Origin of the sequence: Stutzerimonas stutzeri SDM-LAC (genome assembly GCF_000235745.1) — a bacterium.
GTDB lineage: Bacteria > Pseudomonadota > Gammaproteobacteria > Pseudomonadales > Pseudomonadaceae > Stutzerimonas > Stutzerimonas stutzeri_H.
Genome location: NZ_AGSX01000044.1, coordinates 15,313 through 36,574 on the forward strand (window position 1 = coordinate 15,313; position 21,262 = coordinate 36,574).

At 57.8% G+C, this 21,262-nt stretch carries 33 protein-coding genes; 1 reads left to right on the forward strand and 32 read right to left on the reverse strand.

Translation table 11 applies throughout. From position 1 onward, the window contains the following. Positions 1-7: 7 nt before the first annotated feature. Entirely contained in the window at positions 8-502 is a 495-nt protein-coding gene (locus PSTU_RS0105025; RefSeq protein WP_019339955.1) for a single-stranded DNA-binding protein, read from the reverse strand. A 165-nt stretch (positions 503-667) separates the two neighbouring features. Then, positions 668-2,035: an MFS transporter gene (locus PSTU_RS0105030; RefSeq protein WP_019339956.1), complete on the reverse strand. Its 1,368-nt coding sequence runs from the start codon at positions 2,033-2,035 to the stop codon at positions 668-670. Between the two features lie 131 nt (positions 2,036-2,166). On the opposite strand from PSTU_RS0105030, the gene uvrA reads away from it, so the two are divergent. After that, positions 2,167-5,016 (forward strand): excinuclease ABC subunit UvrA, encoded by a 2,850-nt coding sequence (gene uvrA / locus PSTU_RS0105035; protein ID WP_019339957.1) that lies wholly within the window; start codon positions 2,167-2,169, stop codon positions 5,014-5,016. Between the two features lie 70 nt (positions 5,017-5,086). On the opposite strand, the gene PSTU_RS0105040 is transcribed toward uvrA, so the two are convergent. The 30 genes from PSTU_RS0105040 to PSTU_RS0105185 form a co-directional block, all read right to left on the reverse strand. After that, positions 5,087-6,547 carry a catalase gene (locus PSTU_RS0105040; protein WP_019339958.1) on the reverse strand — a complete coding sequence of 487 codons (1,461 nt, stop codon included), beginning with the start codon at positions 6,545-6,547 and terminating at the stop codon, positions 5,087-5,089. A 183-nt stretch (positions 6,548-6,730) separates the two neighbouring features. After that, the gene (gene rplQ, locus PSTU_RS0105045; RefSeq protein ID WP_019339959.1) at positions 6,731-7,117 is read right to left on the reverse strand and encodes a 50S ribosomal protein L17; all 387 of its coding nucleotides are present in this window, start codon (positions 7,115-7,117) and stop codon (positions 6,731-6,733) included. Between the two features lie 45 nt (positions 7,118-7,162). Beyond that, a complete protein-coding gene (locus tag PSTU_RS0105050; RefSeq protein ID WP_019339960.1) occupies positions 7,163-8,164 on the reverse strand; it encodes a DNA-directed RNA polymerase subunit alpha in 1,002 nt (333 codons plus the stop codon). Positions 8,165-8,186: 22 nt separating this feature from the next. Continuing rightward, positions 8,187-8,807, reverse strand: a complete 621-nt coding sequence (gene rpsD, locus PSTU_RS0105055; RefSeq protein WP_019339961.1) for a 30S ribosomal protein S4 — start codon at positions 8,805-8,807, stop codon at positions 8,187-8,189. 17 nt (positions 8,808-8,824) lie between these two features. Further along, positions 8,825-9,214, reverse strand: coding sequence for a 30S ribosomal protein S11 (gene rpsK, locus PSTU_RS0105060; RefSeq protein WP_019339962.1), 390 nt, complete (start codon positions 9,212-9,214; stop codon positions 8,825-8,827). Between the two features lie 30 nt (positions 9,215-9,244). After that, on the reverse strand, positions 9,245-9,601 hold the full coding sequence (rpsM, locus tag PSTU_RS0105065) for a 30S ribosomal protein S13 (protein WP_019339963.1): 357 nt from the start codon (positions 9,599-9,601) through the stop codon (positions 9,245-9,247). Positions 9,602-9,732: 131 nt separating this feature from the next. Then, complete coding sequence (rpmJ, locus tag PSTU_RS0105070) at positions 9,733-9,849, reverse strand: 50S ribosomal protein L36 (protein ID WP_014854209.1); 117 nt, start codon at positions 9,847-9,849, stop codon at positions 9,733-9,735. 27 nt (positions 9,850-9,876) lie between these two features. Then, positions 9,877-11,205: a preprotein translocase subunit SecY gene (gene secY, locus PSTU_RS0105075; RefSeq protein ID WP_019339964.1), complete on the reverse strand. Its 1,329-nt coding sequence runs from the start codon at positions 11,203-11,205 to the stop codon at positions 9,877-9,879. Further along, positions 11,206-11,640: a 50S ribosomal protein L15 gene (gene rplO, locus PSTU_RS0105080; RefSeq protein WP_019339965.1), complete on the reverse strand. Its 435-nt coding sequence runs from the start codon at positions 11,638-11,640 to the stop codon at positions 11,206-11,208. A 3-nt stretch (positions 11,641-11,643) separates the two neighbouring features. Next, positions 11,644-11,823, reverse strand: a complete 180-nt coding sequence (rpmD, locus tag PSTU_RS0105085) for a 50S ribosomal protein L30 (protein WP_003281818.1) — start codon at positions 11,821-11,823, stop codon at positions 11,644-11,646. Between the two features lie 2 nt (positions 11,824-11,825). Continuing rightward, positions 11,826-12,326, reverse strand: a complete 501-nt coding sequence (gene rpsE / locus PSTU_RS0105090) for a 30S ribosomal protein S5 (protein WP_019339966.1) — start codon at positions 12,324-12,326, stop codon at positions 11,826-11,828. A 3-nt stretch (positions 12,327-12,329) separates the two neighbouring features. Then, positions 12,330-12,680 (reverse strand): 50S ribosomal protein L18, encoded by a 351-nt coding sequence (gene rplR / locus PSTU_RS0105095; RefSeq protein ID WP_019339967.1) that lies wholly within the window; start codon positions 12,678-12,680, stop codon positions 12,330-12,332. A 10-nt stretch (positions 12,681-12,690) separates the two neighbouring features. Further along, positions 12,691-13,224, reverse strand: a complete 534-nt coding sequence (rplF, locus tag PSTU_RS0105100) for a 50S ribosomal protein L6 (protein WP_019339968.1) — start codon at positions 13,222-13,224, stop codon at positions 12,691-12,693. A 12-nt stretch (positions 13,225-13,236) separates the two neighbouring features. Next, the gene (gene rpsH / locus PSTU_RS0105105) at positions 13,237-13,629 is read right to left on the reverse strand and encodes a 30S ribosomal protein S8 (protein ID WP_003281824.1); all 393 of its coding nucleotides are present in this window, start codon (positions 13,627-13,629) and stop codon (positions 13,237-13,239) included. Positions 13,630-13,814: 185 nt separating this feature from the next. Next, on the reverse strand, positions 13,815-14,120 hold the full coding sequence (gene rpsN / locus PSTU_RS0105110; protein WP_019339969.1) for a 30S ribosomal protein S14: 306 nt from the start codon (positions 14,118-14,120) through the stop codon (positions 13,815-13,817). A gap of 13 nt (positions 14,121-14,133) precedes the next feature. Continuing rightward, positions 14,134-14,673: a 50S ribosomal protein L5 gene (gene rplE / locus PSTU_RS0105115; protein WP_019339970.1), complete on the reverse strand. Its 540-nt coding sequence runs from the start codon at positions 14,671-14,673 to the stop codon at positions 14,134-14,136. 19 nt (positions 14,674-14,692) lie between these two features. Next, on the reverse strand, positions 14,693-15,007 hold the full coding sequence (gene rplX / locus PSTU_RS0105120) for a 50S ribosomal protein L24 (protein WP_019339971.1): 315 nt from the start codon (positions 15,005-15,007) through the stop codon (positions 14,693-14,695). A gap of 11 nt (positions 15,008-15,018) precedes the next feature. Beyond that, on the reverse strand, positions 15,019-15,387 hold the full coding sequence (rplN, locus tag PSTU_RS0105125; protein WP_003289207.1) for a 50S ribosomal protein L14: 369 nt from the start codon (positions 15,385-15,387) through the stop codon (positions 15,019-15,021). 23 nt (positions 15,388-15,410) lie between these two features. Beyond that, the gene (rpsQ, locus tag PSTU_RS0105130) at positions 15,411-15,677 is read right to left on the reverse strand and encodes a 30S ribosomal protein S17 (RefSeq protein ID WP_029404618.1); all 267 of its coding nucleotides are present in this window, start codon (positions 15,675-15,677) and stop codon (positions 15,411-15,413) included. Between the two features lie 2 nt (positions 15,678-15,679). After that, positions 15,680-15,871, reverse strand: coding sequence for a 50S ribosomal protein L29 (gene rpmC, locus PSTU_RS0105135; RefSeq protein WP_003289209.1), 192 nt, complete (start codon positions 15,869-15,871; stop codon positions 15,680-15,682). Continuing rightward, complete coding sequence (gene rplP, locus PSTU_RS0105140; RefSeq protein ID WP_003176421.1) at positions 15,871-16,284, reverse strand: 50S ribosomal protein L16; 414 nt, start codon at positions 16,282-16,284, stop codon at positions 15,871-15,873. Before rplP ends, rpmC begins: the two co-directional genes overlap by 1 nt. Before the next feature lie 12 nt (positions 16,285-16,296). After that, positions 16,297-16,983: a 30S ribosomal protein S3 gene (gene rpsC, locus PSTU_RS0105145; RefSeq protein WP_019339973.1), complete on the reverse strand. Its 687-nt coding sequence runs from the start codon at positions 16,981-16,983 to the stop codon at positions 16,297-16,299. Positions 16,984-16,996: 13 nt separating this feature from the next. Continuing rightward, entirely contained in the window at positions 16,997-17,329 is a 333-nt protein-coding gene (rplV, locus tag PSTU_RS0105150) for a 50S ribosomal protein L22 (protein WP_003103908.1), read from the reverse strand. Between the two features lie 13 nt (positions 17,330-17,342). Next, positions 17,343-17,618: a 30S ribosomal protein S19 gene (gene rpsS, locus PSTU_RS0105155; RefSeq protein WP_019339974.1), complete on the reverse strand. Its 276-nt coding sequence runs from the start codon at positions 17,616-17,618 to the stop codon at positions 17,343-17,345. Positions 17,619-17,634: 16 nt separating this feature from the next. After that, entirely contained in the window at positions 17,635-18,456 is an 822-nt protein-coding gene (gene rplB, locus PSTU_RS0105160; RefSeq protein WP_019339975.1) for a 50S ribosomal protein L2, read from the reverse strand. A 14-nt stretch (positions 18,457-18,470) separates the two neighbouring features. Next, positions 18,471-18,770 carry a 50S ribosomal protein L23 gene (gene rplW / locus PSTU_RS0105165; RefSeq protein ID WP_019339976.1) on the reverse strand — a complete coding sequence of 100 codons (300 nt, stop codon included), beginning with the start codon at positions 18,768-18,770 and terminating at the stop codon, positions 18,471-18,473. Then, a complete protein-coding gene (gene rplD / locus PSTU_RS0105170) occupies positions 18,767-19,369 on the reverse strand; it encodes a 50S ribosomal protein L4 (protein ID WP_019339977.1) in 603 nt (200 codons plus the stop codon). Before rplD ends, rplW begins: the two co-directional genes overlap by 4 nt. 12 nt (positions 19,370-19,381) lie before the next feature. Beyond that, positions 19,382-20,017, reverse strand: coding sequence for a 50S ribosomal protein L3 (gene rplC, locus PSTU_RS0105175; protein WP_019339978.1), 636 nt, complete (start codon positions 20,015-20,017; stop codon positions 19,382-19,384). Positions 20,018-20,098: 81 nt separating this feature from the next. Continuing rightward, entirely contained in the window at positions 20,099-20,410 is a 312-nt protein-coding gene (gene rpsJ / locus PSTU_RS0105180; protein WP_003186070.1) for a 30S ribosomal protein S10, read from the reverse strand. A gap of 148 nt (positions 20,411-20,558) precedes the next feature. Next, on the reverse strand, positions 20,559-21,262 hold a 704-nt coding region (locus PSTU_RS0105185), incomplete at its 5' end, for an EF-Tu/IF-2/RF-3 family GTPase (protein ID WP_019339979.1).

Sequence of the window (21,262 nt, forward strand, 5' to 3'; positions counted from 1 at the left end):
GTGAACTCTAGAACGGGATATCGTCGTCGAAACTGTCGTAATCCGGAGCCGGCTGCTGAGCGGGTTGCGGCTGAGACTGCGGACGCGACTGCTGTTGCGGCTGAGATTCGCGCTGCGGACGCGGCTGGGATTGACGCGGCGCGTCGTCGGAACTGCCACCACGGCCGCCTAGCAGCTGCATCGTGCCACCCATGTCCACGACCACCTCGGTGGTGTAGCGCTTCACGCCGTCCTTTTCCCATTCGCGGGTCTGCAGGCGGCCTTCGATGTAGCACTGCGAGCCCTTGCGCAGGTATTCGCCAGCGATCTCGGCGACCTTGCCGAACAGCACGACCCTATGCCACTCGGTGCGTTCCTGCTGCTGGCCGGTCTGCTTGTCCTTCCAGCTGTCGGTGGTAGCCAGCGTGATGTTGGTCACCGCATTGCCATTGGGCATGTAGCGGGTTTCCGGGTCGCCGCCGACATTGCCGATCAAGATGACTTTATTCACCCCTCTGGCCATGGGTAACTCCTTTACTGAAACATGAATGTGCTGGCTCGGATCGTCGCAAGCGGGAAACAGCCAATGACCGGCAATCTTACCCTACCGCCGGAGGTCGGCCAACCGGCGCAACCGGACGAAGGTCAAAAGCCACAAGCTTGGGGGTTGGAGTATGGCGGCGCTCGATCAGGCCACCAGACGATCCAGTGCGGCCCGATCCAGGGCCTTCATGTCCACCTTCAAATAGGCAGCGGCCTCCTCGACGATAACCACTGCGTCGGATACGCCCGCGACCGCCATCATTTGCTCTGTGAGCGCGGGATTACACGCCGCCCCGGCGGACAGCGGCAGGCGTAGCCCGGTCACATAGGGTGGCTCTCGCATACTCCGGGTCACGACAAACCACAGCGCGCACAGCGCTGCACACCCTGCAAACACCGGCCCCAGGCCGCCCAACTGGAAGAGCCAGCCCCCAAGCACGCCGCCCAGGCCGGAGCCGAGAAACTGGCTGGTTGAATAAATCCCCATCGCCGTTCCCTTGCCTCCTGCAGGCGCGACCTTGCTGATCAACGAAGGCAACGAAGCCTCCAGCAAGTTAAAGGCGATGAAAAACACGATCATTCCGGCGACCAGCGACCAGAGCTGATTGCCGAACCACCAGAGGAACAGCTCCGAGAGCAGGAGCACCGCGACCGCCCCCAGGACGACGCGCTTCATCTGACGCTTCTTTTCGCCATAGATGATGAACGGCACCATACCGAAGAAACCTACCACCAGCGCGGTCAAGTACACCCACCAATGTTGTTCCTTCGGCAGAGCAGCTTCATTCACCAGTGCCAGCGGCAACGCGACGAAACTGGCCATCAGCACGGCATGCAGCGCAAAAATACTGAAATCAAGTCGCAGCAGATCGCGATGGCGAAGCGTTGCGCCCAAGGCCTGCCGGGCGACGCCAGATTCGCGGTGCCGGATATGCGCTGGAGCGCGCGGAACCACGGCCACGACCAGGATGCCCAGCGCGGCCATACCTGCCGTTACCCAAAACAGTCCGGAAAGCCCGAATGCGCTCGTCAGCAGCGGCCCGACAACCATTGCTACGGCGAACGATACGCCGATACTCATGCCGATCATTGCCATTGCCTTGGTGCGATGTTGCTCGCGAGTCAGGTCCGACAGTAACGCCATGACTGCAGCCGAGATCGCACCTGCACCTTGCAGGACACGACCGGCAATCACGCCCCAGATGGAATCAGCCGTTGCGGCGAGCACAGCGCCAGCGGCAAAGATCAACAGCCCGAAATAGATCACCGGAAGGCGGCCAATTCGATCGGAAATTACTCCGAACGGAATTTGCAGCACCGCCTGGGTCAAACCATAAGCACCAATGGCGAGACCAATGAGTGCCGGCGTTGCGCCCTGCAGATCCATACCATAGGTCGCCAGCACTGGCAGAACCATGAACATGCCGAGCATGCGAAACGCGAAAACCAGGGCTAAGCCGGAGGCTGCGCGGGTTTCGCTAGCGCTCATGCGCTCGCTGTAAGGATCCTGCATGTGGGGTCTCGCTTGAATTAACCGGCGGCGATTCTAACAGTCATACCCTGCTCGGCACAGGTTTGCTACTTTGCCGCGATGTCGCCGCTGGCCGTATACTTTCGGGTTTTCGCCCGCCATGCGAGGCTGCTTTGGACAAGATTCTGATTCGTGGGGCACGTACCCACAACCTGAAAAACATCGACCTGACTTTGCCACGCGACAAACTGATCGTGATCACTGGTCTGTCTGGTTCGGGCAAGTCCTCGCTGGCCTTCGATACGCTTTATGCTGAAGGGCAGCGCCGCTACGTTGAGTCCCTTTCGGCATACGCCCGGCAGTTTCTGTCGATGATGGAAAAGCCCGATGTCGATACTATCGAAGGGCTTTCTCCGGCCATTTCCATCGAACAAAAGTCGACCTCCCATAATCCGCGCTCGACGGTCGGCACCATCACCGAGATCTACGACTACCTCCGTCTGCTCTATGCGCGAGCAGGCACGCCGCGCTGCCCTGACCATGACGCGCCGCTGGAAGCCCAGACGGTTAGCCAGATGGTCGACCAGGTGCTGGCATTACCTGAAGGCCGCAAATTGATGCTGCTCGCCCCAGTGATCCGCGAGCGCAAGGGCGAACACCTGGCGGTATTCGATGAACTGCGTGCGCAGGGCTTCGTACGCGCGCGAGTCAACGGCCGACTCTACGAACTTGATGAACTGCCGAAACTCGACAAGCAGAAAAAACACTCCATCGATGTTGTGGTCGATCGCTTCAAGGTCCGCAGCGATCTGCAACAGCGGCTCGCCGAATCGTTCGAAACCGCGCTGAAGCTGGCCGACGGCATCGCTCTGGTCGCGTCGATGGAAGAAGAGGACGACAGCGAGGAGATGATTTTCTCCGCTCGCTTCGCCTGTCCCGTCTGCGGGCATTCGATCAGCGAGTTGGAGCCCAAGCTCTTCTCCTTCAACAATCCCGCCGGGGCATGCCCCACCTGCGACGGTCTCGGCGTCAAACAATTCTTCGACGCCAAACGCCTGGTCAATGGTGAGCTGACGTTGGCAGAGGGTGCGATCCGAGGCTGGGACCGGCGCAATGTCTATTACTTCCAGATGCTCGGCTCCTTGGCCTCGCACTATGGGTTCAGCCTCGACGAGCCGTTCGATTCACTGCCGCCCGAGCAGCAGAAATATGTCCTGCGCGGCAGCGGCAAGGAGAACGTAGACTTTCGCTACCTGAACGACCGCGGCGACATCGTCAAACGCTCGCACCCCTTCGAAGGCATCATCCCCAACCTCGAGCGCCGTTATCGGGAAACCGAGTCCAACTCAGTACGTGAAGAGCTGGCCAAGTATCTCAGCACCCAGCCCTGTCCGGAGTGCCGCGGCACTCGACTACGCCGCGAAGCTCGTCATGTCTGGGTGGGGGACAAAACGCTGCCAGCCGTGACCGGGCTGCCGATCGGCGACGCCACCGAGTATTTCGGTGGACTTACACTGCCGGGCCGCCGCGGGGAGATTGCTGACAAGATCCTCAAGGAGATCTGCGAGCGCCTGCAATTTCTGGTGAATGTCGGCCTCGACTACCTGACCCTGGACCGCAGCGCCGACACGCTGTCCGGTGGTGAAGCGCAGCGTATCCGCCTAGCCAGCCAGATCGGTGCCGGTCTGGTCGGTGTCATGTACATCCTCGACGAGCCGTCGATCGGGCTGCATCAGCGAGACAACGAGCGCCTGCTGGGCACGCTTCGTCACCTGCGCGATATCGGCAATACCGTTATCGTCGTCGAGCACGATGAAGACGCCATCCGCATGGCGGATTACGTGGTCGATATCGGCCCTGGGGCCGGTGTGCATGGCGGGCAGATCGTCGCCGAGGGCACACCCGACGACGTAATGTCTAACCCCGCCTCCCTCACCGGCGGCTATCTGTCAGGGCGGGTGAAGATTCGCTATCCAGACAAACGCACCCCTCGCGATGCCGACAAGCTGCTGAAACTCAAGGGTGCACGTGGCAACAACCTGCGTAACGTCGATCTGGAAATCCCCGTGGGCCTGCTGACCTGTATCACGGGTGTATCAGGCTCGGGCAAGTCAACGCTAATCAACAACACGCTGTTCCCGATCACTGCGACTGCGCTCAACGGCGCCACGACACTCGAGGTGGCCGCGCACGATTCCTTCGACGGCCTGCAGCACCTCGACAAGGTGGTGGATATCGACCAGAGCCCGATCGGCCGCACCCCGCGCTCGAACCCGGCAACCTACACCGGCCTGTTCACGCCGATCCGCGAACTCTTCGCTGGCGTTCCAGAGGCCCGCTCACGCGGTTACGGCCCGGGGCGGTTCTCCTTCAACGTCAAGGGCGGACGCTGCGAAGCCTGTCAGGGCGATGGCGTGATCAAGGTGGAAATGCACTTCCTGCCGGACATCTACGTGCCCTGCGACGTCTGTAAGGGCAAGCGCTACAACCGCGAAACGCTGGAAGTGAAGTACAAGGGCAAGAGCATCACCGAGGTGCTCGACATGACCATCGAGGTAGCGCGGGAGTTTTTCGATCCGGTGCCGGCGGTGGCGCGCAAGCTACAGACGCTGATGGACGTGGGCCTTTCCTACATCAAGCTCGGCCAGAGCGCGACCACCTTGTCGGGCGGTGAGGCGCAACGGGTCAAGCTGTCCCGCGAGCTGTCCAAGCGGGACACCGGCAAGACGCTGTATATCCTCGACGAACCCACCACGGGTCTGCACTTCGCCGATATCCAGCAACTGCTGGACGTGCTGCACCGGCTACGTGATCACGGCAATACGGTAGTCGTCATCGAGCACAATCTGGATGTGATCAAGACCGCCGACTGGCTGGTCGATCTCGGTCCTGAGGGCGGCTCCAAGGGCGGCCAGATCATCGCCACGGGCACGCCGGAGGAGGTCGCCGAGATGTCACAATCGCATACGGGGCATTTCCTCAAGCCACTACTGGAACGCGACAGGGAGCCAACGGCAGACTAAGCAGGCGCGCTATTCCGAAAACAAAAAACCGCAGCAGTGCTGCGGTTTTTTGTTGCGCCAAGGTCGGCGATCAGGCCAACGCCTCCTCCACCGGCAGTTCGAGCGCCGCCGCAACGCCGGCACCATAGGCTGGATCGGCCAGATAGCAGTGCCTGATGTGGCGCAGCTTGATATGCCGCGCCGCATCCCCCATCGCCCGTGCCGTATTGCCAAACAGACGCTGTTGCTCATCGGCGCCCATCAAGCGGAACAGATCACCCGGCTGGGTGAAGTAATCGGCATCGTCGGCACGGAAATCGTAGCGCGCGCCGGCTCCCTCGAGCGCCAATGGCGGCTCGCTGAAGTCAGGCTGTTGTTGCCACTCGCCGTAGGTGTTCGGCTCGTAGTGCAGGCGGCCGCCGTGATTGCCGTCCACTCGCATCGCACCGTCGCGATGATAGCTATGCACTGGGCAACGCGGCGCGTTTACCGGAATCTGGTGGTGGTTCACGCCCAGGCGGTAGCGCTGCGCGTCGCCGTAGGAGAACAGACGCCCCTGCAGCATACGATCCGGGGAAAAACTGATACCGGGCACCACGTTAGCGGGCGTGAATGCAGCCTGCTCGACCTCCTGGAAATAGTTGTCGGCATTGCGATTGAGCTCGTAATAGCCGACCTCGATCAGCGGATAGTCCTTCTTCGACCAGACCTTCGTAAGATCGAACGGGTGGAAGCGATAAGTCGCCGCCTCGGTTTCGGGCATTACCTGCACGTACATGGTCCAGCGTGGGAAATCACCGCGTTCGATAGCCTCGAACAGGTCGCGCTGCGAGCTCTCACGATCGCTGGCGACGATGGCCGCCGCTTCCGCGTCGGCGAGGTTCTTGATGCCCTGCTGGGTCTTGAAGTGGAACTTCACCCAGTAGCGCTGGTTGTCGGCACTGATGAAGCTGTAGGTGTGCGAGCCGAAACCATGCATGTGTCGGTACGAAGCGGGAATGCCCCGGTCGCCCATCACGTAGGTAATCTGGTGCAGCGCCTCCGGCAGACCGGTCCAGAAGTCCCAGTTGTTGTTGGCGCTGCGCATATTGGTGCGTGGGTCGCGCTTGACCGCATGGTTAAGGTCGGGGAACTTCAGCGGGTCGCGGAAGAAGAACACCGGCGTGTTGTTGCCGACCATGTCCCAGTTGCCCTGCTCGGTATAGAACTTGAGGGCATAGCCACGAATATCGCGCTCGGCATCAGCAGCGCCACGCTCGCCGGCCACGGTAGAGAAGCGGGCGAACATCAGAGTCTTCTTGCCCACCTCGGAAAAGATCGCAGCCTTGGTATAGCGGGTGATGTCGTGGGTCACCACAAACTCGCCGAAAGCGCCCGACCCTTTGGCATGCATGCGCCGCTCAGGAATCACTTCACGGTCGAAATGCGCCAGTTTCTCCAGGAACCAGACGTCCTGCAGCAACATCGGACCACGCGGGCCCGCAGTCAGTGAGTTCTGGTTTTCAGCGACCGGCGCACCGGCAACGGTCGTCAACCTGCGTTTGTCAGTCATGTTTAGCTCCTCGAACGGCTATCCATCATTTGCAGCGAAACCGGAAACACCGGCGGTGTGGTGTCATCATAGGAAGCCGAACGGAGCGCGACCAATGCGTTGAGTCAACGTAGGCGATAGAAAATACGGATATAAAAAAACCGAGCCTGAGGCTCGGTTTTTTTTGTCCGAAAAAGCCGTAGCTTATTCGGCTGCTTCCACCTCACCGGTAACCGGACGGTCAACCAGCTCGACGTAAGCCATAGGGGCGTTGTCGCCAGCACGGAAACCGCACTTGAGGATACGCAGGTAGCCGCCCTGACGGGTGGCGTAACGCGGGCCCAGATCGTTGAACAACTTGCCAACGATTGCCTTGGAGCGAGTACGGTCGAAAGCCAGACGACGATTAGCGACGCTGTCTTCCTTGGCCAGAGTGATCAGCGGCTCGGCGACGCGACGCAGTTCCTTGGCCTTAGGCAGGGTTGTCTTGATCAGTTCGTGCTCGAACAGCGACACCGCCATGTTCTGAAACATGGCCTTGCGGTGAGCGCTTGTGCGGCTGAGATGACGGCCACTTTTACGATGACGCATGATTGAAATTCCTTACCAAACGATCAGTTCGGTGACTATGGTCGATCAGGCCGTAGCCTTATCGTCCTTCTTGAGACTGGCCGGCGGCCAATTGTCGAGGCGCATGCCGAGGGACAGACCACGAGAAGCCAGAACATCTTTGATTTCGGTCAGAGATTTCTTGCCCAGGTTCGGCGTTTTCAACAGCTCGACTTCGGTGCGTTGGATCAGATCACCGATGTAGTAGATGTTCTCTGCCTTGAGGCAGTTCGCCGAACGTACGGTCAGTTCCAAGTCATCAACTGGGCGCAACAGGATCGGATCGATCTCGTCTTCCTGCTCGACCACGACCGGCTCGCTGTCACCCTTGAGGTCGACGAACGCGGCCAGCTGCTGCTGCAGGATGGTCGCGGCACGACGGATCGCTTCTTCAGGATCCAGGGTTCCGTTGGTTTCCAGGTCGATAACCAGCTTGTCCAAGTTGGTGCGCTGCTCAACACGAGCATTTTCGACAACATAAGCCACGCGACGGACCGGGCTGAAGGTCGCATCGAGCTGAAGACGGCCAATACTACGGCTCTCATCTTCATCACTCTGACGCGCGTCAGCCGGCTCGTAGCCACGGCCGCGAGCGACCTTGAGCTTCATGTTGATCGAGCCATTAGCCGCCAGGTTGGCGATCAGGTGATCGCCATTGACGATTTCGACATCGTGATCCAGCTGGATATCGGCAGCGGTAACAGCGCCCGCGCCCTTCTTCACCAGGCTCAAGGTCACTTCATCACGGCCGTGCAGCTTGATGGCGATACCTTTGAGGTTCAGCAGGATTTCGATGACATCTTCCTGCACGCCCTCGATAGCGCTGTACTCGTGAAGCACACCGTCGATCTCAGCCTCGACCACAGCACAGCCGGGCATGGAGGACAACAGAATGCGACGCAGCGCGTTGCCCAGGGTATGGCCAAAACCGCGCTCGAGAGGCTCGAGAGTGATCTTGGCACGGGTCGGACTGACCACCTGCACATCGATATGGCGGGGGGTCAGGAACTCATTTACCGAAATCTGCATGGATACACCTATTTTCTAGCCCTTACTTGGAGTAGAGCTCGACAATCAGGTTTTCGTTGATGTCGGCAGACAGATCACTGCGAGCCGGAACACTCTTGAAAACGCCAGATTTCTTGTCGGCATCTACTTCGACCCACTCAACGCGACCGCGCTGTGCACACAGTTCCAGGGCTTGGGCGATACGCAGCTGGTTACGGCACTTCTCGCGAATGGCGACCACATCGCCCGCCTTCACCTGGAAGGACGGAACGTTCACGGTCTTGCCATTGACGCTGATAGCTTTGTGGGAAACAAGCTGACGCGATTCGGCACGAGTCGAGCCGAAGCCCATCCGATAAACCACGTTATCCAGACGGCATTCCAGCAGTTGCAGCAAGTTTTCGCCGGTAGCGCCCTTACGGCTGGCCGCTTCTTTGTAGTAGCCGCTGAACTGACGCTCCAATACGCCGTAGATACGACGCACTTTTTGCTTTTCACGCAGCTGAGTACCGTAGTCAGACAGACGACCACGACGCTGACCATGAACACCCGGCGGGGTTTCGATATTGCACTTCGATTCGAGCGCGCGTACACCACTCTTCAAAAAGAGATCGGTGCCTTCACGACGAGACAGTTTGCACTTGGGACCAATATAACGAGCCATTTCTCACTGTCTCCTGATTACACGCGGCGCTTCTTCGGCGGACGGCACCCGTTGTGCGGGATTGGCGTCACGTCGGTGATGCTGGCGATTTTATAACCACAGCCGTTCAATGCACGAACGGCAGATTCACGGCCCGGACCAGGACCCTTGACGTTGACGTCGAGGTTCTTGAGGCCATATTCCAGTGCCGCCTGACCAGCACGCTCGGCAGCCACCTGGGCAGCGAACGGGGTGCTCTTACGCGAGCCGCGGAAACCGGAACCACCGGACGTAGCCCAGGACAACGCATTGCCTTGGCGATCGGTGATAGTGATGATGGTGTTATTGAAAGACGCGTGGATATGGGCGATGCCATCAACCACCGTCTTTTTGATTTTTTTACGAGGACGAGCAGCAGGTTTTGCCATGATTAGATTCCTGTCGATGCGCTAACGCGATTACTTGCGGATCGGCTTACGCGGACCCTTACGGGTACGAGCGTTGGTCTTGGTACGCTGACCGCGCACCGGCAGACCACGACGATGACGCAGGCCGCGGTAGCAACCCAGGTCCATCAAGCGCTTGATCTTCATGTTGACTTCGCGACGCAGGTCACCTTCAACGATGAACTTGGCCACTTCGCCACGAAGCAGTTCGACCTGCTCGTCAGTGAGATCCTTGATTTTTGCTGCCGGATTTACACCGGTAGCTGCACAGATAGTCTGCGCACGGGTGCGACCAACACCATAGATGTAGGTCAGCGAGATAACAGTGTGCTTGTTATCCGGAATGTTTACGCCTGCAATACGGGCCATTCAGTGAAACTCCAATTGACAGCTACCCAACGCCCCGGAAGCCAAGAAAAGGGCGCGAGATACTAACGCTGTAATAACAAATAATCAACCCGGCAGCGCACTAGCTGCCGGGCTCGAGCCTTAGCTCACAATCAGCCTTGGCGCTGTTTGTGACGCGGTTCTGCACTGCAGATTACTCGAACGACGCCTTCGCGGCGGACGATCTTGCAGTTACGGCACAGTTTCTTGACCGATGCGCGAACTTTCATGACAACTCCTGGAACCTTACGGACAGATCAGCGAAGCATTCCGCTGCCATACCCCTTCAGGTTGGCTTTTTTCATCAGGGAATCGTACTGGTGAGACATGAGGTGAGATTGCACTTGGGACATAAAGTCCATGACAACCACCACCACGATCAGCAACGAAGTCCCGCCAAGGTAGAACGGCACATTTGCGGCAACCACAAGGAACTGAGGAAGCAAACAAACAGCCGTCATGTACAGGGCACCGAACAAGGTCAAGCGGGTCAACACACCATCGATATAGCGCGCCGACTGCTCACCAGGACGAATCCCTGGAATAAACGCACCAGACTTCTTCAAGTTTTCAGCAACGTCTTTGGGGTTGAACATCAACGCCGTATAGAAGAAGCAGAAAAAGATGATGCCGGCACTGAACAACAGGATATTCAATGGCTGACCGGGAGCAATCGCCTGCGAGATATCAGCCAGCCAACTCATGCTTTCCGACTGACCAAACCACTGCCCCAACGAAGCTGGGAACAATAGAATGCTGCTCGCAAAAATTGCCGGGATCACGCCCGCCATATTGACCTTCAAGGGCAAGTGGCTAGTCTGCGCAGCAAAGACCTTTCGACCCTGCTGGCGCTTGGCGTAGTGCACAGCAATCCGCCGCTGGCCACGCTCAATGAAGACCACGAAACCGATGATCGCAACGGCTAGGAGACCAACAGCCAATAGCGCAATGATATTGACGTCACCCTGACGAGCCGACTCGAAGGACTGCCCAAGGGCGCCCGGCAAACCAGCAACGATACCGGCGAAGATCAACATCGAGATGCCGTTGCCGACACCACGCTCAGTGATCTGCTCACCCAGCCACATCATGAACATCGCGCCCGCCACAAACGTCGTGATGGCAACGAAGTAGAAGCCAAAATCACTGCTGAATGCGACGCCCTGACCCGCCAGCCCGACGGACATACCAATAGCCTGCACGATCGCCAAAACAAGCGTCAGATAACGCGTGTACTGACTAATCTTGCGGCGACCGGCCTCGCCTTCCTTTTTCAACTGTTCAAGCTGCGGGCTGACAGCTGTCATGAGCTGCATGATGATCGATGCCGAAATGTACGGCATGATCCCCAGCGCAAAGATACTCATGCGCTCCAGCGCGCCACCTGAAAACATATTGAACAGGCTAAGGATGGTCCCTTCGTTCTGACGGAACAGCTCGGCCAACCTGTCGGGATTGATCCCCGGCACCGGGATGTGCGCCCCTACTCGATAGACGACAATCGCCATCAGCAAAAAGCGCAGACGAGCCCAGAGTTCAGACAGCCCGCCATTACTCAGCGCGGAGAGAGCACCTTGCTTAGCCATTTATTCCTCGAACTTGCCGCCAGCTGCTTCGATAGCCGCACGCGCACCTTTGGTGGCGGCGATGCCTTTCAGGGTCACAGCCCGACCAACCTCACCCGACAGCATCACTTTCACACGTTGCACGTTTTGGTTGATGATGTTCGCGTCCTTGAGGCTTTGCACGGAGACGACATCGCCTTCGACCTTGGCCAATTCGGAAGTACGCACTTCTGCGCGGTCCATGGCCTTCAGCGAAACGAAGCCGAACTTCGGCAGGCGACGATGCAACGGCTGCTGGCCACCCTCGAACCCGGGAGCGATCTTGCCGCCGGAACGGGAAGTTTGACCCTTGTGACCACGGCCACCGGTCTTGCCTAGACCACTACCGATACCACGGCCAGGACGCAGCTTTTCGCGACGGGCACCCGGCGCAGAACGCAGATCGTTCAGTTGCATGGCTTAGCCCTCCACACGGAGCATGTAATAAGCCTTGTTGATCATGCCGCGATTTTCAGGGGTATCCTGAACTTCAACAGTATGACCAATGCGACGAAGACCAAGGCCCTTGACGCACAGCTTGTGATTAGGGATACGGCCGCTGACGCTTTTGATCAGCGTGACCTTGACGGTGTTAGCCATGATCAGGAAATCTCCTCGACGCTCTTGCCACGCTTGGCAGCGATCGACTCAGGCGACTGCATGGCTTTCAAACCTTTGAAAGTGGCATGAACCACGTTCACTGGGTTGGTAGAGCCGTAGCACTTGGCCAGGACGTTCTGCACGCCAGCAACCTCAAGAATGGCACGCATGGCGCCACCAGCGATCACACCAGTACCTTCGGAAGCAGGCTGCATGTAGACCTTGGAAGCGCCATGCGCCGCCTTCGTAGCGTACTGCAGTGTGGTGCCGTTCAGATCAACCTGGATCATGTTGCGGCGAGCCGCCTCCATGGCCTTCTGAATAGCAGCCGGCACTTCACGGGACTTTCCGCGACCGAAACCTACACGACCCTTACCATCACCCACCACGGTCAACGCGGTGAAGGTGAAGATACGGCCACCTTTTACAGTCTTGGCGACGCGGTTAACTTGAACCAGCTTCTCAATGTAGCCTTCGTCGCGCTTTTGCTCGTTATATGCCATAACTTAGAACTCCAGCCCGCCTTCACGAGCAGCATCAGCCAGTGCCTTGACACGACCGTGGTACTTGAAGCCAGAACGGTCGAACGCCACCTGGGTGACACCTGCGGCCTTAGCACGCTCAGCGACCAGCTGACCAACTTTCTTGGCAGCGTCGACGTTGCCAGTGGCACCGCCGCGCAGTTCTTTGTCGAGAGTCGAGGCGCTGGCCAGGACCTTGCCGCCGTCGGCCGAAAGGACCTGGGCGTAGATGTGCTGGGAAGAGCGGTACACACAAAGGCGTACGGTTTCCAGCTCGCGCATCTTCAGGCGTGCCTTGCGAGCGCGACGCAGACGAGTAACTTTCTTTACGCTCATTTGCTATGCCCTACTTCTTCTTAGCTTCTTTACGACGGACCACTTCGTCCGAGTAACGCACGCCTTTGCCTTTGTAAGGCTCAGGACGGCGGAAATCGCGGATTTCAGCAGCCACCTGACCGACTAGTTGCTTATCGACACCCTTGATCAGGATATCGGTCTGGCTAGGGGTCTCAGCGGTAACGCCTTGCGGCAGTTCATATTCCACCGGGTGCGAGAAGCCGAGAGCCAGGGACAGCACTTGACCTTTGGCTTGCGCCTTGTAACCAACACCAACCAGCTGGAGCTTGCGCTCGAAGCCTTGGCTGACGCCAATCACCATATTGTTAACCAGCGCACGGGTGGTACCGGCCATGGCGCGATTCTGCTGATCGCCATTGCGAGCAGCGAAACGCAACTCACCAGCCTCGTGAATCACTTCCACGGACGAGTGCACATTCAGTTCGAGAGCGCCCTTGGCACCCTTTACCGATAGCTGCTGGCCGGACATGTTGAATTCAACACCAGCGGGCAGCTTGACGGGGTTCTTAGCAACGCGAGACATGCTTATCCCCCCTTAGAACACTGTGCAAAGCACTTCGCCGCCAACGCCAGCAGCGCGAGCAGCTCGATCAGTCATCACACCCTTGTTGGTGGATACGATCGAAACACCCAGACCGCCGCGAACCTTCGGCAACTGATCAACGGATTTGTACTGGCGAAGGCCAGGACGGCTTACGCGCTTGAGTTCCTCGATGACCGGACGGCCCTCGAAATACTTAAGCTCGATAGACAGCTGCGGCTTGGCGTCGCTGCTGACGTTGTATCCTGCGATATAGCCTTCACCCTGAAGAACGTTGGCTACAGCCACCTTCAGAGTGGAAGACGGCATGCTTACGACGGACTTTTCGGCCATCTGGGCATTACGGATACGAGTTAGCATGTCCGCTAACGGGTCCTGCATACTCATGGGCTCTTGGCTCCTAATACAAAAAAATAAGCCCGCGAGGGCTCGTGTCGCCGGCTAGAAGAGCAAACACCGAAGGCGTGGCTCGGGCGAGCCGGACATTCTAGAGATACTCCAGAAACGAATCAAGCCCCATAGGGGCTTGATTCGTAAACAGTGAGCCCGACGGGAACGCCGGGCTACCATTCTTACCAGCTGGCTTTAACCAGACCCGGTACGTCGCCACGCATGGCGGCCTGACGCAGCATGTTACGCGCAAGACCAAACTTGCGATAAACACCGTGCGGACGGCCAGTCAGGCGGCAGCGGTTACGCAGACGCGAAGCGCTTGCATCACGAGGCTGCTTTTGCAGAGCCACCTGAGCTTCCCAACGCGCCTCAGGAGTAGTCTCCGGATTGGCGATGGTTGCTTTCAGCGCGGCACGCTTCTGGGCGTACTTGGCAACCGTTTGCTGACGCTTCAGCTCGCGGTTCTTCATGCTTTGCTTAGCCATGTGCCTACTCCAATCAGTTACGGAACGGGAAGTTGAATGCACGCAGCAACGCGCGACCTTCTTCATCCGTCCGAGCAGTAGTGGTCAGAGTGATGTCCAGACCACGCAGGGCATCGATCTTGTCGTAATCGATTTCCGGGAAAATGATCTGCTCTTTCACGCCCATGCTGTAATTGCCACGGCCGTCAAACGACTTGGCATTCAGGCCGCGGAAATCGCGAACCCGAGGCAGGGAGATCGACAACAGACGATCCAGGAATTCGTACATACGATCACTACGCAGAGTCACCTTGACTCCGATCGGCCATCCTTCGCGGACCTTGAAGCCAGCGATAGACTTGCGAGCGTGGGTCACGACGACCTTCTGGCCGGTGATTTTCTCAAGATCGGCAACCGCGTTATCGATGATTTTCTTATCACCGATGGCCTCGCCAATACCCATGTTCAGGGTGATCTTGGTAATGCGCGGAACTTCCATCACGTTACCAAGCTGAAGCTCTTCTTTCAGCTTGGGAGCGATTTGCTTCCGATAAACTTCTTTTAGTCGTGCCATGGTTATCTACCTAGCAGTCTCAAGCTTCAACCGGCTTTTGGGTCGACTTGAAGACACGAATTTTCTTGCCGTCTTCAACCTTGAACCCAACGCGGTCAGCTTTGTTGGTTTCGCCATTGAAAATAGCGACGTTAGAGGCGTGCAATGGCGCCTCTTTCTCGACGATACCGCCCTGAACGCCGGACATCGGGTTCGGCTTGGTATGGCGCTTCACCAGGTTGATACCACCGACGACCAGACGGTCATCAGCGAGAACCCGGAGCACCTTACCGCGCTTGCCCTTGTCTTTGCCGGCGATGACGATGATCTCGTCGTTGCGACGAATCTTTTGCATGCGGCTTCTCCTTACAGCACTTCAGGCGCGAGCGAGACGATCTTCATGAACTTCTCGGAACGAAGTTCACGCGTCACCGGCCCGAAAATACGGGTGCCAATTGGCTCCTGCTTGTTGTTCAGCAGAACAGCAGCGTTGCCATCGAAGCGAATGATGGAGCCATCGGGACGACGAACACCGTGACGGGTACGGACTACGACCGCAGTCATTACCTGGCCTTTCTTGACCTTGCCACGAGGAATCGCTTCCTTGACGGTAACCTTGATGATGTCGCCGATGCCGGCGTAACGGCGGTGCGAACCGCCGAGAACCTTGATACACATGACGCGACGAGCGCCACTGTTATCAGCCACATCGAGCATTGATTGAGTCTGAATCATATAATTTCTCCGACCCCTAGCCCTTAGACTTCGACGGCACGTTCAACGACATCAACCAACATCCAGCACTTGGTCTTCGCCAAAGGACGAGTCTCGCGAATCGTGACCTTGTCACCGATACGGCACTGGTTGGTTTCGTCGTGAGCGTGCAGTTTGGTCGAACGCTTAACGTATTTACCGTAGATCGGGTGCTTGACACGACGCTCGATCAGAACGGTGATGCTTTTGTCCATCTTGTCGCTGACGACGCGGCCAGTCAGCGTGCGGACAGTCTTTTCAACTTCAGCCATGATCACTTACCTGCCTGCTGGTTGAGCACAGTCTTGACGCGAGCGATGTCACGCTTGACTTGCGAGAGCAGGTGCGACTGCCCCAACTGGCCAGTTGCTTTCTGCATACGCAGATTAAACTGGTCGCGCAGCAACTCGAGCAGTTGCTCGTTCAGCTGCTGAGCGGATTTTTCACGAAGTTCATTCGCTTTCATCACATCACCGTCCGCTTAACAAAGGAGGTGGCGAGCGGCAGCTTTGCAGCAGCCAGGGCGAATGCCTCACGCGCCAGCTCTTCGGAAACACCCTCGATCTCGTAGAGCACCTTGCCCGGCTGAATCTGGGCTACCCAGTACTCCACGTTACCCTTACCCTTACCCATCCGTACTTCAAGCGGCTTCTTGGATATAGGCTTGTCGGGGAACACGCGGATCCAGATCTTGCCGCCACGCTTTACGTGACGAGTCAACGCACGACGTGCGGACTCGATCTGGCGCGCCGTCAAACGACCGCGAGCGACAGACTTCAGAGCGAACTCGCCGAAGCTGACTTTGCTACCGCGCTGAGCCAGGCCACGGTTGTGACCGGTCATCTGCTTGCGGAATTTTGTACGCTTTGGTTGCAACATTTGGCGTACTCCTTACTTGGCAGCTTTTTTACGAGGCGCAGGCGCTTGCGGCTTGAGCTCTTCATGGCGACCACCAATCACTTCGCCTTTGAAGATCCAAACCTTGACGCCAATCACACCGTAAGTGGTGTGTGCTTCGTAGGTGTTGTAGTCGATATCGGCACGCAGGGTGTGCAACGGCACACGACCTTCCCGATACCATTCTGTACGGGCAATTTCAGCCCCACCCAGACGACCGCTCACCTGGATCTTGATGCCCTTGGCACCAATGCGGATCGCGTTCTGTACGGCGCGCTTCATAGCGCGGCGGAACATTACGCGACGCTCCAGCTGCTGAGCGACGTTCTGTGCTACCAGCATTGCATCGAGCTCCGGCTTGCGGATTTCTTCGATGTTGATGTGCACAGGCACACCCATTCTCTTGGTCAGGTCCTGACGCAGCTTCTCAACATCTTCACCCTTCTTGCCGATCACGATGCCGGGACGAGCGGTGTGGATGGTGATGCGTGCGGTTTGAGCCGGACGATGGATGTCGATACGGCTTACGGACGCGCTTTTTAGTTTGTCTTGGAGGTATTCACGCACGTTCAGATCTGCAAGCAGATAATCGGCGTACGTACGACCGTCTGCATACCAGACGGAAGTGTGCTCCTTGACGATTCCCAGGCGAATGCCAGTGGGATGTACTTTCTGACCCATCTGATCGACTCCGTTACTTGTCCGCAACCTTGACAGTGATATGGCAAGACCGCTTGACGATGCGATCAGCGCGGCCTTTGGCACGCGGCATGATGCGCTTAAGCGAACGCCCCTCGTTGACGAAGACAGTGGAGACCTTCAGGTCATCCACGTCAGCGCCTTCGTTGTGCTCGGCGTTGGCTACAGCCGACTCCAGCACTTTCTTCATGATCTCGGCGGCTTTCTTACTGCTGAAAGCCAGCAGGTTGAGCGCTTCGCCCACCTTCTTCCCGCGGATCTGGTCGGCGACCAGGCGGGCTTTCTGGGCGGAGATGCGAGCGCCCGACAACTTAGCGGCTACTTCCATCTTTCCTTACCCCTTAGCGCTTGCCTTTCTTGTCCGCTACGTGCCCGCGATAAGTGCGGGTACCAGCGAACTCGCCGAGTTTGTGGCCGACCATGTCTTCGTTAACGAGAACGGGGACATGTTGACGGCCGTTATGCACAGCGATGGTCAGACCGACCATTTGTGGCAGGATCATCGAACGACGCGACCAGGTTTTAACCGGCTTACGATCGTTCTTTTCCATCGCCACTTCGACCTTCTTCAATAGGTGAAGATCGATAAAAGGACCTTTTTTCAGAGAACGCGGCACTGTCGTATCCCTCTAGTTACTTGCGACGACGGACGATCATGTTATCGGTGCGCTTATTAGAGCGAGTCTTCGCGCCCTTGGTCGGGAAGCCCCATGGCGACACCGGATGACGACCACCGGAGGTACGACCCTCACCACCACCGTGGGGGTGATCGACCGGGTTCATTGCCACACCGCGAACGGTCGGGCGAACACCGCGCCAGCGCTTGGCACCGGCTTTACCCAGTGAACGCAGGCTGTGCTCGGAGTTCGAGACCTCACCCAGCGTCGCACGGCACTCGGCCAGCACTTTGCGCATCTCGCCGGAGCGAAGACGCAGGGTGACGTAAGCACCTTCACGCGCGACCAACTGTGCCGAAGCACCAGCGGAGCGAGCAATCTGGGCACCCTTGCCCGGCTTGAGCTCAACACCGTGAACGGTGGAACCTAGCGGAATGTTGCGCAGCGGCAGGCTGTTACCCGCCTTGATCGGCGCGTTGACGCCGGAGAGCAGCTGATCGCCAGCACTTACGCCTTTGGGAGCGATGATGTAACGACGCTCGCCGTCCGCATACTTCAGTAGTGCGATGTGTGCAGTACGGTTTGGATCATATTCGACGCGTTCAACGACAGCAGGGATGCCGTCCTTGTTGCGACGAAAATCGACCAAACGGTAATGCTGCTTGTGACCACCACCAATGTGACGCGTGGTGATACGACCGTTGTTGTTACGACCGCCAGACTTCGACTTCTTCTCGAGCAGCGGAGCATAAGGAGCGCCTTTGTGCAGCTCCTGACCGACCACTTTGACCACAAAACGGCGGCCCGCGGAAGTCGGTTTGCATTTAACGATTGCCATGATGCACCCCTTCCTTACTCAGCGTTGCCGGAGAAATCGAGATCCTGGCCCGGCTGAAGCGCGATGTACGCCTTCTTCCAGTCGTTACGCTTGCCCAGACCGCGAGCGGTACGCTTGGTCTTGCCCTGAACATTCAGAGTGCTGACTTTGGCGACCTTCACGTTGAACAGGCTTTCGACGGCCTTCTTGATTTCCAGCTTGGTTGCATCAGCCGCAACCTTGAAAACGAACTGGCTCTTGCTGTCAGCCAGCATGGTTGCCTTCTCGGAGACGTGCGGACCAAGCAGGACTTTGAATACGCGTTCCTGGTTCATCCCAGCAGCTCCTCGAATTTCTTCACAGCCGACACGGTGATCAACACCTTGTCATAGGCGATCAGGCTGACTGGATCGGAACCTTGAACGTCACGAACATCGACGTGCGGCAGGTTGCGAGCCGCCAGGTACAGGTTCTGATCGACAGCATCGGAAACAATCAGTACGTCATTCAGACCCATACCAGTCAGCTTGTTGGCAAGCAGCTTGGTCTTGGGGCTGTCGACGGCGAAATCTTCAACGACGACCAGACGCTCGGAACGAACCAATTCGGAAAGAATGGAACGCAGCGCCGCGCGGTACATCTTCTTGTTGAGCTTCTGCTCATGGTTCTGCGGACGAGCGGCGAAAGTTACGCCACCGCCACGCCAGATCGGACCACGCGAGGTACCCGCACGAGCGCGGCCAGTACCCTTTTGACGCCAGGGACGCTTACCGCCACCCGAGACATCGGAGCGAGTCTTCTGCTGCTTGCTGCCCTGACGACCGCCAGCCATATAGGCGACGACAGCCTGGTGCACCAGGGTCTCGTTGAACTCACCACCAAAGGTTTGCTCGGAGACTTCGATGGCCTGTGCGCCATTTACATTCAATTGCATGTGAACTCCCCCTTACCCGCGAGCCTTGGCGGCCGGACGCACGACAACGTCACCACCCGTGGCGCCGGGCACTGCACCCTTGACCAACAGCAGGTTACGCTCGGCATCGACGCGCACGATTTCCAGGGACTGCACGGTTACGCGCTCGGCGCCCATGTGCCCGGACATCTTCTTGCCCTTGAAAACACGGCCTGGCGTTTGGCATTGACCAATCGAACCCGGGACGCGGTGGGATACGGAGTTACCGTGAGTATTGTCCTGACCACGGAAATTCCAGCGCTTGATGGTGCCGGCAAAGCCTTTACCCTTGGACTGACCGGTGACATCCACCATCTGTCCAGCCTGGAAGATCTCGGCCTTGATCTGGTCGCCGACCTGGAACTCCTCGCCATCGAGGCGGAATTCCCAGACGCCACGACCGGCCGCTACATTCGCCTTGGCGAAGTGACCAGCCTGAGCCTTGGTAACACGGGATGCACGGCGCTCGCCGACAGTGACCTGTACGGCGCGATAGCCATCGCTCTTTTCATTCTTGAACTGAGTGACGCGATTCGGCTCGATCTCAATGACCGTAACCGGAATAGAGACACCATCTTCGGTGAAAACGCGGGTCATGCCGCATTTACGACCGACTACACCAATAGTCATGTTGTAACCTCTTGAGTGTACGGGGCTTTCACCCGCTATGGCCGCCCATTTCAGAGCGTTACACGACTAAAACTCCAGGTTTTAGCCGAGGCTGATCTGCACTTCCACGCCAGCCGCAAGATCAAGCTTCATCAGCGCATCGACGGTTTTGTCGGTTGGCTGAACAATGTCCAGCACACGCTTATGAGTACGGATCTCGTACTGGTCGCGCGCGTCCTTGTTGACGTGCGGAGAAACCAGAACGGTGAACCGCTCTTTGCGGGTCGGCAGTGGAATCGGACCACGCACCTGAGCACCAGTACGTTTCGCGGTTTCCACGATTTCCTGGGTTGATTGATCGATCAGGCGATGGTCAAAAGCCTTCAACCGAATACGGATTTGTTGGTTTTGCATTTTGACCTCAGACTCCAATTAGCCATCCCTACCAAACGCAATACGCCCGGTAAAAGGAGGCGCAATTGTACGGATGCGTCCAGGGGGTGTCAATAAATGATCAGCAATAGAAAAAGGGCCCCGAAGGGCCCTTTCCGACACCGAACGATTATTCGATGATCTTGGCAACCACGCCGGCACCAACGGTACGACCACCTTCGCGAATCGCGAAGCGCAGACCGTCTTCCATGGCGATCGGAGCGATCAGGGTGACAACCATCTTGATGTTGTCGCCCGGCATTACCATCTCGACGCCTTCTGGCAGCTCGCAGTTACCGGTCACGTCAGTGGTACGGAAGTAGAACTGCGGACGGTAGCCTTTGAAGAACGGAGTGTGACGACCGCCTTCTTCCTTGCTCAGTACGTAGACTTCGCCTTCGAACTTGGTGTGCGGCTTGATGGTGCCCGGCTTGGCCAGAACCTGGCCACGCTCGACGTCATCACGCTTGGTGCCGCGCAACAGCACGCCCACGTTCTCACCAGCACGACCTTCGTCGAGCAGCTTGCGGAACATTTCAACGCCGGTGCAGGTGGTCTTGGTGGTATCACGGATACCAACAATCTCGATTTCTTCCTGGACCTTGACGATGCCGCGCTCAACACGACCAGTCACAACAGTACCGCGACCAGAGATGGAGAACACGTCTTCGATCGGCATCAGGAACGGCTTGTCGATGGCACGCTCAGGCTCCGGAATGTAGCTATCCAGAGTCTCGACCAGCTTACGCACAGCCGATACGCCCATCTCGTTGTCGTCCTGACCGTTCAACGCCATCAGCGCGGAGCCAATAACGATCGGCGTGTCGTCACCTG

Bases quoted from the DNA above. Each gene is read 5' to 3' on its own strand.
- PSTU_RS0105025 (WP_019339955.1), bottom strand. From the start codon at position 502: ATGGCCAGAGGGGTGAATAAAGTCATCTTGATCGGCAATGTCGGCGGC.
- PSTU_RS0105030 (WP_019339956.1), bottom strand. From the start codon at position 2,035: ATGCAGGATCCTTACAGCGAGCGCATGAGCGCTAGCGAAACCCGCGCA.
- PSTU_RS0105040 (WP_019339958.1), bottom strand. From the start codon at position 6,547: ATGACTGACAAACGCAGGTTGACGACCGTTGCCGGTGCGCCGGTCGCT.
- rplQ (WP_019339959.1), bottom strand. From the start codon at position 7,117: ATGCGTCATCGTAAAAGTGGCCGTCATCTCAGCCGCACAAGCGCTCAC.
- PSTU_RS0105050 (WP_019339960.1), bottom strand. From the start codon at position 8,164: ATGCAGATTTCGGTAAATGAGTTCCTGACCCCCCGCCATATCGATGTG.
- rpsD (WP_019339961.1), bottom strand. From the start codon at position 8,807: ATGGCTCGTTATATTGGTCCCAAGTGCAAACTGTCTCGTCGTGAAGGC.
- rpsK (WP_019339962.1), bottom strand. From the start codon at position 9,214: ATGGCAAAACCTGCTGCTCGTCCTCGTAAAAAAATCAAAAAGACGGTG.
- rpsM (WP_019339963.1), bottom strand. From the start codon at position 9,601: ATGGCCCGTATTGCAGGCGTAAACATTCCGGATAACAAGCACACTGTT.
- rpmJ (WP_014854209.1), bottom strand. From the start codon at position 9,849: ATGAAAGTTCGCGCATCGGTCAAGAAACTGTGCCGTAACTGCAAGATC.
- secY (WP_019339964.1), bottom strand. From the start codon at position 11,205: ATGGCTAAGCAAGGTGCTCTCTCCGCGCTGAGTAATGGCGGGCTGTCT.
- rplO (WP_019339965.1), bottom strand. From the start codon at position 11,640: ATGCAACTGAACGATCTGCGTTCTGCGCCGGGTGCCCGTCGCGAAAAG.
- rpmD (WP_003281818.1), bottom strand. From the start codon at position 11,823: ATGGCTAACACCGTCAAGGTCACGCTGATCAAAAGCGTCAGCGGCCGT.
- rpsE (WP_019339966.1), bottom strand. From the start codon at position 12,326: ATGGCATATAACGAGCAAAAGCGCGACGAAGGCTACATTGAGAAGCTG.
- rplR (WP_019339967.1), bottom strand. From the start codon at position 12,680: ATGAGCGTAAAGAAAGTTACTCGTCTGCGTCGCGCTCGCAAGGCACGC.
- rplF (WP_019339968.1), bottom strand. From the start codon at position 13,224: ATGTCTCGCGTTGCTAAGAACCCCGTCAAGCTGCCCGCTGGTGTTGAA.
- rpsH (WP_003281824.1), bottom strand. From the start codon at position 13,629: ATGAGTATGCAGGACCCGTTAGCGGACATGCTAACTCGTATCCGTAAT.
- rpsN (WP_019339969.1), bottom strand. From the start codon at position 14,120: ATGGCTAAGCAAAGCATGAAGAACCGCGAGCTGAAGCGTCAGCAAACG.
- rplE (WP_019339970.1), bottom strand. From the start codon at position 14,673: ATGGCACGACTAAAAGAAGTTTATCGGAAGCAAATCGCTCCCAAGCTG.
- rplX (WP_019339971.1), bottom strand. From the start codon at position 15,007: ATGCAAAAGATTCGTCGCAACGACGAGATCATCGTCATCGCCGGCAAA.
- rplN (WP_003289207.1), bottom strand. From the start codon at position 15,387: ATGATTCAGACTCAATCAATGCTCGATGTGGCTGATAACAGTGGCGCT.
- rpsQ (WP_029404618.1), bottom strand. From the start codon at position 15,677: ATGGCTGAAGTTGAAAAGACTGTCCGCACGCTGACTGGCCGCGTCGTC.
- rpmC (WP_003289209.1), bottom strand. From the start codon at position 15,871: ATGAAAGCGAATGAACTTCGTGAAAAATCCGCTCAGCAGCTGAACGAG.
- rplP (WP_003176421.1), bottom strand. From the start codon at position 16,284: ATGTTGCAACCAAAGCGTACAAAATTCCGCAAGCAGATGACCGGTCAC.
- rpsC (WP_019339973.1), bottom strand. From the start codon at position 16,983: ATGGGTCAGAAAGTACATCCCACTGGCATTCGCCTGGGAATCGTCAAG.
- rplV (WP_003103908.1), bottom strand. From the start codon at position 17,329: ATGGAAGTAGCCGCTAAGTTGTCGGGCGCTCGCATCTCCGCCCAGAAA.
- rplB (WP_019339975.1), bottom strand. From the start codon at position 18,456: ATGGCAATCGTTAAATGCAAACCGACTTCCGCGGGCCGCCGTTTTGTG.
- rplW (WP_019339976.1), bottom strand. From the start codon at position 18,770: ATGAACCAGGAACGCGTATTCAAAGTCCTGCTTGGTCCGCACGTCTCC.
- rplD (WP_019339977.1), bottom strand. From the start codon at position 19,369: ATGCAATTGAATGTAAATGGCGCACAGGCCATCGAAGTCTCCGAGCAA.
- rplC (WP_019339978.1), bottom strand. From the start codon at position 20,017: ATGACTATTGGTGTAGTCGGTCGTAAATGCGGCATGACCCGCGTTTTC.
- rpsJ (WP_003186070.1), bottom strand. From the start codon at position 20,410: ATGCAAAACCAACAAATCCGTATTCGGTTGAAGGCTTTTGACCATCGC.